Source organism: Longimicrobium sp. (assembly GCF_036280135.1).
Classification (GTDB): domain Bacteria; phylum Gemmatimonadota; class Gemmatimonadetes; order Longimicrobiales; family Longimicrobiaceae; genus Longimicrobium.
In genome coordinates, this window is record NZ_DASURI010000775.1 from 1 (window position 1) to 8725 (window position 8725).

General features: G+C 76.3%; 7 protein-coding genes and 1 pseudogene. All 8 read left to right on the plus strand.

Annotated elements, in window-relative coordinates; translation table 11 throughout:
- Positions 1-301 (plus strand): annotated as a pseudogene (locus VFZ20_RS24980) (hypothetical protein); the annotation flags it as partial.
- A gap of 223 nt (positions 302-524) precedes the next feature.
- On the plus strand, positions 525-1373 hold the full coding sequence (locus VFZ20_RS24985; RefSeq protein ID WP_329686682.1) for an FkbM family methyltransferase: 849 nt from the start codon (positions 525-527) through the stop codon (positions 1371-1373).
- The gene (asnB, locus tag VFZ20_RS24990) at positions 1373-3238 is read left to right on the plus strand and encodes an asparagine synthase (glutamine-hydrolyzing) (protein ID WP_329686683.1); all 1866 of its coding nucleotides are present in this window, start codon (positions 1373-1375) and stop codon (positions 3236-3238) included. The genes VFZ20_RS24985 and asnB overlap by 1 nt, the downstream gene beginning before the upstream one ends.
- Positions 3235-4482 (plus strand): glycosyltransferase family 4 protein, encoded by a 1248-nt coding sequence (locus VFZ20_RS24995; RefSeq protein WP_329686684.1) that lies wholly within the window; start codon positions 3235-3237, stop codon positions 4480-4482. Before asnB ends, VFZ20_RS24995 begins: the two co-directional genes overlap by 4 nt.
- A gap of 273 nt (positions 4483-4755) precedes the next feature.
- On the plus strand, positions 4756-5895 hold the full coding sequence (locus VFZ20_RS25000) for a glycosyltransferase family 4 protein (protein ID WP_329686688.1): 1140 nt from the start codon (positions 4756-4758) through the stop codon (positions 5893-5895).
- Between the two features lie 141 nt (positions 5896-6036).
- On the plus strand, positions 6037-7506 hold the full coding sequence (locus VFZ20_RS25005) for a hypothetical protein (protein WP_329686685.1): 1470 nt from the start codon (positions 6037-6039) through the stop codon (positions 7504-7506).
- Positions 7503-8303, plus strand: coding sequence for a methionyl-tRNA formyltransferase (locus VFZ20_RS25010; RefSeq protein WP_329686686.1), 801 nt, complete (start codon positions 7503-7505; stop codon positions 8301-8303). Before VFZ20_RS25005 ends, VFZ20_RS25010 begins: the two co-directional genes overlap by 4 nt.
- Positions 8300-8725 (plus strand): polysaccharide deacetylase family protein (locus VFZ20_RS25015; protein WP_329686687.1); only part of this gene is annotated, 426 nt, incomplete at its 3' end. The genes VFZ20_RS25010 and VFZ20_RS25015, both read left to right, overlap by 4 nt.

Below are 8725 nucleotides of genomic sequence, written 5' to 3' on the forward strand. Positions count from 1 at the left end.
CCGGGTGAACGCGCCGCGGCTCCCGGCGCCGCCCCCCCCCGACCCCGCGGCCCCGCGCTCGCCGCTGGCGCGGGGCGCGCGCAAGGCCCTCCACGTGGTGGTGCGGTCCCGGACCTACCGCGACGCCTACCTTCGCCCGAACGCGGAGTACTTCGCGGGGATGCGGCTCGCCCTGCGGGGACACGAGACGCTGCCGGCCGCCGAGCGGGCGGCCCTGGCGGCCCTGGCGCGCTTGCGCCAGGGGGTGCGGGCGGCGCAGATCGTGGGCCGGGTGCTGCGCGCCAACCTGCGCGGGGGGTGAGCGCCGCGGCGGGGCGCGGGCACGCGGCCGTCCCCGCGTGTCGGGGATGGGCCGGGCCGACGGCGCGCCCCCCGTGAAGTGCTTCGCCGGGGCCGGCCGGCCCTCGCACGAAGGACACCGCGGGCCTTCGCGGCTTTACGGAGCGCGCGGCGGTCCGCCATCCACCGAGACAGAACGGTCTTTCCGCATGGCACACAGACGGTTGGAGACACTTCGCGGCCTCGTGAAGAAGGTGCCGGGCGCGATGGCCCTGTACCAGGTGGTGCGTCCGCCTCCCGAGGCGCGCATCACCCGGTGGCTGCGCGAGGGGCAGGCGCTCATGCGCGAGCATGCGCTGGGCGAGGCCGTCCTCACCCTCGAGGGCGGGTTCTTCCGCAGCCCGTGGGGAGCGGAATTCGTCTACGTCCCCGGCTGGGGGGCGTACGGTGCGGAGAAAGGCGTGCTGCACGAGGAGGCGGAGATGGAGCACTGCGCCCGCCGGCTCGCGCGGGGGGGCACCGTCCTGGACCTGGGCGCCAACCTGGGCACCTTCAGCGTGAACCTGGCCGTTCGGCGGCCTGACCTGCGGTTCCACGCGTTCGAGCCGGTGGCGGGCACGTGCGGCTGGCTGCGCGTGAACGTGCGCCGCAACGGGCTGACGGACCGCGTGCGCGTGCACCGGCTGGCCCTGGCCGACCGGCCGGGAACGCTGGAGATGACGAGCGCCCGCTACACCGACAACCACCTCGTGCTGGACGCGGGCGCCGCCGCGGGTGAGGGGCCCCGCGAAACCGTGGAGGTGGCCACGCTGGACGACGTCGCCGCGCGGGAGGGCATGGGACCCGTGGCGTTCATCAAGGCCGACGTGGAGGGCGCGGAGCCGCTGGCGCTCGCGGGAGCGGTGGGCCTGCTGCGCCGCGACCGCCCCGACCTGCTGCTGGAGGTGCAGGAGGAGCACCTGGTGCGCTACGGGCACAGCATCGCGACGCTGGAGGCGTTCCTGGCGCGGGAGGGGTACCGCGGCGCCACTCCGCCGGAGTTCCTGCCTCACAACCGGCTGTACGTGCACGCCGGCAGCGCGCACGCCGGCTGATGTGCGGGATCGCGGGGTTCGTGGGGCCTGGGGCGCGCGACGCCCTGCCGGCCATGCTGGGCACCATCGCCCACCGCGGCCCGGACGACGCGGGCCTCTTTTACGACGACACGGCGGCGGTGGGGCTGGCCCACCGCCGCCTGTCCATCATCGACACCTCCGCAGCGGGGCACCAGCCCATGGCGCGCGGGGCGCTGCGCATCGTCTACAACGGCGAGGTCTACAACTACGCCGCCCTGCGGGCGGAGCTGGAGGCCCTGGGCGAGACCTTCGTCTCCCACACGGACACGGAGGTCATCCTGGCCGGCTACGCCCGCTGGGGCGCGGCGGTGCTGCCGCGGCTGCGGGGAATGTTCGCCTTCGCCGTGTGGGACGCGGCGGGGGGCGAGCTGTTCCTGGCCCGCGACCGCTTCGGCATCAAGCCGCTGTACCACGCCACGGCGCCGGACGGGTCCTTCCTGTTCGCCTCGGAGGTGCGGGCCGTGCTGGCCAGCGGGCGCGTCCCGCGGCAGGCGGACCCGCAGGCCGTGTGGGATTACCTGTCGCACGGGGCCGTGGCCCAGCCGCGCACCATCGTCCGCGGGGTGCGGGCGCTGCTGCCGGGGCACTGGCTGCGGCTGCGTCCCGGGGGCGAGCCCGTCGTGGAGCGCTGGTGGGACCTGGAGGCGGAGACGCGGACCCTGCGGCGCGAGCTGGCGGGGATCGGCTACGCCGAGGCCGTGGAGGGGGTGCGCGCGCGGCTGGACGAGGCCACCCGCCTGCACCTGATCGCCGACGTGCCCGTGGGCGCCTTTTTGAGCGGGGGGATCGACTCCACCCTCGTGGTGGGGCTCATGAGCCGGCTGGCCGGGCATCCCATCCGTACCTATTCGGTGGGGTTCGACACCTCGCACGCGGCCCTCAGCGAGCTTGCGTGGGCGCGGCTGGCGGCGGAGCGCTTCGGGGCCGAGCACACGGAGGTGGTGGTCACGGGCGCCGACGCGGCGCGGGTGTTCGACCGCGTCGTGGGCGACCTCGACCAGCCCAGCGTGGACGGGACCAACACCTGGCTCGTCTCCGAGGCGGCCCGGACGGGGGTGACCGTCTCCCTCTCCGGGCTGGGCGGGGACGAGCTGTTCGCCGGGTACCCGCACTTTCACCGGCTGCAGCGCATGGCGCGGATGGCGCCCGCGGGGGTGCCCGCCGCGCGCGCCCTGGCGGGGAGCGCGGGCGCGCTGCTTCCCGGGCGCTGGCGCATGCCCCTGCAGGCGCTCGTGGCCGCGCCCGACGAGCGGCTGTCGCAGCTGCGGCGGCTGATGACGGACGGCGAGAAGCGGCGCGCCGTCTCCCCCGCGTTCCGCCGGGCCCTCCCGGACGCGGAGGAGGGGCACCACGCGGCGTCGCTGCGCCCGGGGCTGGACCCCCTGGCCCAGGTGAGCTACACGGAGGCCACGGGGTACATGCGCGACACCCTGCTGCGCGACGCCGACGCCATGAGCATGGCGCACTCGCTGGAGGTGCGCCCCGTGCTGCTGGACCACGGCCTGGCCGAGTACGCCTTCGCCCTCCCGCCCCAGCACAAGCTGCGGGGGCGCCAGGGCAAGCGGGTGCTCATCGACGCGGCCGCCGACGTGCTGCCGCGGGAGATCGTGGAGCGCCCCAAGATGGGTTTCGAGCTCCCCCTCACCCACTGGCTCAAGACCACGCTGCGGGGGCGCGCGCGGGAGATGCTGGCCTCGCCGCCGGCGCGGGCCCTGTTCGCGCCGGGGTTCCTGCGCGGGCTGGAGGCCGAGGCGGACGGCGGGCGGTCGCGCAGCCACCGGCTGTGGGCGTACACGATCCTGGCCGCCTGCCTGGAGCACCACGGCCTGGAGCTGCCGGCGTGACGTCCGCCCCCCGCACCGTCCTGTACGTGCAGCACGCGGCGGCCCTGGGCGGCTCGGCCATGAGCCTGCTGTACACCATCCAGGGGCTGGACCCGGCGCGCTTTACGCCCGTGGTGGCCCTCGTGCGCCCGGCGGACGAGCTCGCGCGCCTGTACGAGGGCGCCGGCATCCGCACGGTCCCGTGGCGGGGCATCCACCCGTGGGACCACAGCACCGTGGCCCCCCAGCCGCTGCACCGCCCGTCCACCTGGGCGCACCTGGCGGACGTGGCGCGCCACTGGCGCTCCAGCCAGCGCAGCACGCTGGAACTGGTGCGGCACGTGGGGGCGGACCTGGTGCACCTGAACTCCATGCCCCTGAGCCCCTGCGCCGAGGCGCTCGTCCGCGAGGGGATCCCCACGGTGTGGCACGTGCGCGAGCCGCCGCTCCCCGCGCGGGGGCCGCGGTACCGCGCCATCCGCGCGCGGATGATGGCCGTGGACGAGCTGGTGTTCATCAGCCACGCGGACCGGCGGGCGTGGGTGGGGGGCGAGCGCGGGCTCGTCATCCCCAACTTCGTGGACTTCTCCCGCTTTGACCGCTGGATGGACGGGGGGGCCGTGCGCGCGCGGCTGGGGATCGCCCCGGACGCGCCCGTGCTGCTGTACGTGGGCGGATGGAGCCCCGTCAAGGGGATCTTTCCCCTGCTGGGCGCCGTGGCGCGGCTGCGGGAGCGCTTTCCCGGCCTGCGCTGCCTGATGCCCGGCAGCGTGTACGCGCAGAGCACCCGCCTGCCCGCCCGCGCCGCCCGCGCCGTGCTGCCGCTGGTGGGGGCGGGGACGGTCTCCCAGCGGGTGCGGGGGGAGATCGAGCGGCTGGGGCTCGCGGACGCCCTCGTGCAGCTCCCTTTCGCGGACGACGTGGCGCCGCTCTTCGCCGCCAGCGACGTGGTCGTCTTTCCCGCCACGCGGCCGCACTTCGCCCGGCCGGCCGTGGAGGCGTCCGCCATGGCGCGGCCCACCGTGGCGTCGCGGCTGGCCGGTCTGGACGAGCTGGTGGACGACAGCGAGACGGGGCTGCTGGTGCCCCCCGGCGACCCGGCGGCCCTGGCGGACGCGCTGGCCCGCATCCTGGGCGACGACGACCTGCGGCGGCGGATGGGCGAGGCCGCCTACCGCGCCGCCCGCGCGCGCTACTCCGCCGGTCCCGCCGTGGAGCGGGTGATGGAGGTGTACGACCGCGTGCTCGCCGCCCACGGGCGCTGATCCGCGGCTTCCGCGTCCCGCGGCGGATGCGGAAAGGGCGCGGCGGATCGGCGGGCGGACGTGGACGCCGCGGAGTCGACGGAGCGGCGGATCGGAGACGGGTGGAGCGGGCGCCGCGGTGATCGTGGACCCGGCTCGTCCGATGAGATGAGTCCGCGCCGGTCCGGTGGTCGACGGGCCGGCGCGCCGCCGTTATCTTCAGGCCGGCTGATCCGCCCGGAGCGGACGCGGGCCGGCGGCCGCACGGCAACGGAGGGGACCGGGTTGAACGGCGTGAGCGCGGGGGGGCTGCGGGTGCTGGTGGTGGTGTTCCACTGGAGCCGGGGCGGCGGGCTGGAGGCGGTGGGCTGGGAGATCGCCCGCGGCCTGGGAGCGCTGGGCGCCGCCGTGGAGGTGTGGAGCGTCGCGCAGGCCGGGCCCCAGGAGGTGGACGGCGCCGCCGCGCGGGGGCTGGCGCCCCAGCGCGGCGGGCGCGTCGCGCGCTCCCTGGACGCCCGGGGTCTCTGGCGCGTGCGGCTGGCCCGCGAGGCGGCCCGCGGCGCCCACCGCTTCGACCTGGTGATCGCGGCGCACCCCTGGCTGCTCCCGCCCCTGCGGCACGGCCTGGACGGCCGGCCCGGGCGGCCGGCCTGCTGGGCGTGGGCCCACGGCATCGAGGTGTGGGGACAGGCGGGGGCGCGCATCGCCCGCGACCTGGCCTGGGCGGACCGCGTGGTGGCCGTCAGCCGCTTTACCCGTGACCAGGTGTCGCCCTGGGTGCGGCCGGAGCGGCTGGCCCTCGTCCACAACCCCGTGGACACGGAGTTCTACACCCCCGGCGCGCCCGCCGCCCCGGGCGCGGACCTGCTGGTGGTGGGCCGGCTGGCCCGCGCGGAGCGCTACAAGGGGCACGACGTCCTCCTTCGCGCCCTGGGCCCGCTGGAGGCGCGCCTGGGCCGCCCCGTGACCCTCCGCGTGGTGGGCGACGGGGACTGGCGGCCGGACCTGGAGCGCGAGGCCGCCGCCCTGGGCGTGGCGGACCGGGTGGAGTTCGCCGGCCGCGTGCCGTTCCCGGCGCTGCTGGACGCGTACCGCGGGTGCGGCGTGTTCGCCATGCCCAGCCGGGTGGACCGCCCCCGACGCGGGCTGTGGACGGGCGAGGGGCTGGGGATCGTCTACCTGGAGGCGCAGGCGTGCGGCCGGCCCGTGGTGGCGAGCACGGAGGGCGGCGCGCCGGACGCCGTGGCTCCCGGGGAGACGGGCGTGCTGGCGGACCCGCGCGATCCCGCGGCCGTGGCCCGCGCCGCGGCCGAGCTGCTGGCGGACCCCGCGCGGGCCGCGGAGATGGGGGCCCGGGGCCGGCGCTGGGTGGAGGAGCACTTCTCCCTCCCGCGCTTTCGCGCGCGGCTGGCCGCGCTGCTCCCGGGCGCGTGACGTCGTGAAGGACCTTCGCGCCCCGGGCCGCCGCGGGCGCGCGGCGGCCGTGCCGCCGCCCAACGAAACGAGCTGCAAGGCGATGAAGCGCAGATCCATCCACGCCCCGAGCGCGTTCCGGGGCCGTCCGGCCGGGGGCCCGTGAGCGCGTCGCAGGCGTTCGCGGCGCGCGCGCCGTACCGGGGCTCCGGGGCCGCGCTCCGGGGCCATCCCCTGCTGCGCGTGAGCAACCTGTCGGCGGCCCTGTCCGTCGTGCTGGTGCTCCTGCAGCTGCGGGGCGGCACGGTGGGCGAGGTCGCGGCCCTGCTCGCCGTGCCCGTGAGCGCCGCCGCCGTCTTCGCCGCGGACCGGCGCTACCTGCCCACGGTGCTGCTGCTGGCCCTTCCGTCCCTGGGCACCCTCTCCGGCCGGGACGCGCACGGGCTCGTCAGCACGGCCACGGCGCCGTTCGTCTTTCCCGAGGCCACGACGTTCGTGGCCCTGGCGGGGGTGGAGCTCACGGCCCCCCTGGCCATCCTGGCCGCCGCCTTCGCGCGGGTGGTGCTGGAGCTGCTGCGGGGGGGCAGGGTGTTCCGGGGCGTGCTTCCCTGGTGGCTCCTGCCGCTCTTCCTGGTGTCGTTTCTCCCCGTCCTCGCCGGCGGCCTGCAGGGGCAGGCCCTGGGCTACAACCGCTGGTCGCAGGGCCCCCGCGCCATGCTGGCCGTGGCGGGGTTCCTGTGGGGGATCGTCGTCGTGCGCCGCGCGGGCCCCGAGGGCGTGGCCCGGCTCACGCGCCAGCTTACCGCCGTGGTGTCGCTGGCGGCGCTGCTGCTGATGGTGCGCTTTCTCCACGGCATGATGGTCTTCCTGGCCGTGGGCTTCATCGGCGGCGTGCTGCCGGGGCTGGTGGCGCGGCGCCGCTTCCTGGAGGCGGGCCTCTGCGCCCTGTCCGTGGCCGTGGCCGCCCTGAGCATGACGCTCACCACGTTCGCCGAGGTGGTGCTGGCCATCGGGTGCGTGGTGCTGGCCGCGCCGGGCTTTCGCGCCGCGGGCCGCATGCTGGTGCGGGCGGGCGTGTTCGCCGCCTGCGTCATGAGCGGCCTGCTGATCTGGGCCGTGATGCAGATGCAGGGCAAGACGGCGCTGGAGATGGTCACCCGCGACGAGGGCCTCATGGCCTACGCCGTGTTCAAGCTCATGGGCGACCGGGGCCCGCTCTGGCTGGCCGCCGTGGAGCAGATCACGGGCGGGCCGTACCTGGTGGTGCCCGCCGGGCGCCCCCTGCGGCCCCAGTCGTTCGACTACGGCGGCCTAGTGTACACGTGGGAGTTCGGCGCGCACAACACCGTGCTGGAGCTGGTGCGCAACGTGGGCGTGGTGGGCGGGGTCGCGGCCCTGGTGCTCATGGGCTTCGCCATCACGGCGGCCGTTCGCCTGCTGCTCTCCACCCCCAGCAGCGCCCTGCGGGGCCTGGCCGCCGGGTTCCTGGGCGTGGCCATCGTGGGCATCACCACGGGCAACTTCCCCGTCTACGACGTGGGCTTCTTTCTCTGGGCCGTGGGGGGCATGCTCGCCGGCGCGCGCCTGTACGCCACGCGCGAGGCCCTGGAGACCGCGGGAGGCGCCGCGTGACCGAGGGACGCCCCCTGCGCGTCGTCGTCCTCACCCAGGAGGACCGCTTCTTCATCCCCCGCAACGTGGACCTGATCTGCCGCGAGCCGGGGATGGACGTGCGCGAGATCGCCGTCCTGGACGCCCGCGGCTCCCTGGACAACATGCGCGGCCGGCTGCTGCGCTGGTTCGGCCCCGCGGCCCTGGCGCGGCTGGCCCTGCGCGCCGGCACCCTGGCCGCCGCCGACGTCGTCCAGCGCGCCACGGGCGGACGCGTGGGCGGCCGTCCCGCCAGCCTGCGCGCCGTGGCCCGGCGTCACGGCATCCCGTTCCGCATCGAGCGCGACGCCAACGCGCCCGCCTTCCTGGAGCGGCTGCGGGGCCACGCCCCCGACGTCGTCGTCTCCTTCAGCGCGCCGCAGGTGTTCCGCCGCGAACTGCTGGGGCTGCCCGCGAAGGGGTGCATCAACCTCCACTGCTCGCTGCTCCCCCACTACCGCGGGCTGCTTCCCAGCTTCTGGGTCCTCTTTCACGGCGAGCCCCGCTCCGGCGCCACCGTGCACCTGATGGACGCGGAGATCGACAACGGCGGCATCCTGGCCCAGGCGGAGGTCGACATCCGGGGCTTTCGGACGATGACGCAGGTGCTGGACGCCACCAAGCGCCGCGGCGGCGAGCTGATGGTGGAAACGCTGCGCCGCCTGCGCGCGGGCGGCGTGGAGGCGCTACCCAACCCAGTGGACGACGGTTCGTACTTCACCTGGCCCACGGATGACCAGGCGCGGGCGTTCCGCGCCAAGGGGCTGTCCCTGGCATGACGCGCACGGCCCTGCTCTCCATGGACGTGGAGGACTGGCACCACCTGGAGTACTTCCGGGGGAGCGCCGTCCCCGCCGGCGGCCCCGGCATGCTGGACGGCGTGCGCCGCTTCGCCGATGTGCTGGAGGAAGCCGGCGTGCCCGGCACCTTCTTCTGGCTGGGCGAGGTGGCCGCCTCGCGCGGCGGGGAGCTGCGGGCCCTGGCCGCCGCCGGCCACGAGATCGCCTCGCACGGTCCCGACCACGCCCTGCTCACGGGGCGCAACCCCGCGGAGTGGGCAGAGGAGCTGCGCCGCCACAAGGACGCCCTGGAGCAGGTGCTGGGCGCGCCCGTCCGCGGCTACCGCGCGCCCTGCTTCTCCATGGACCGCGCCAAGCTGGAGCGGCTGCCGGAGCTGGGCTTTGCCTACGACTCCAGCTGG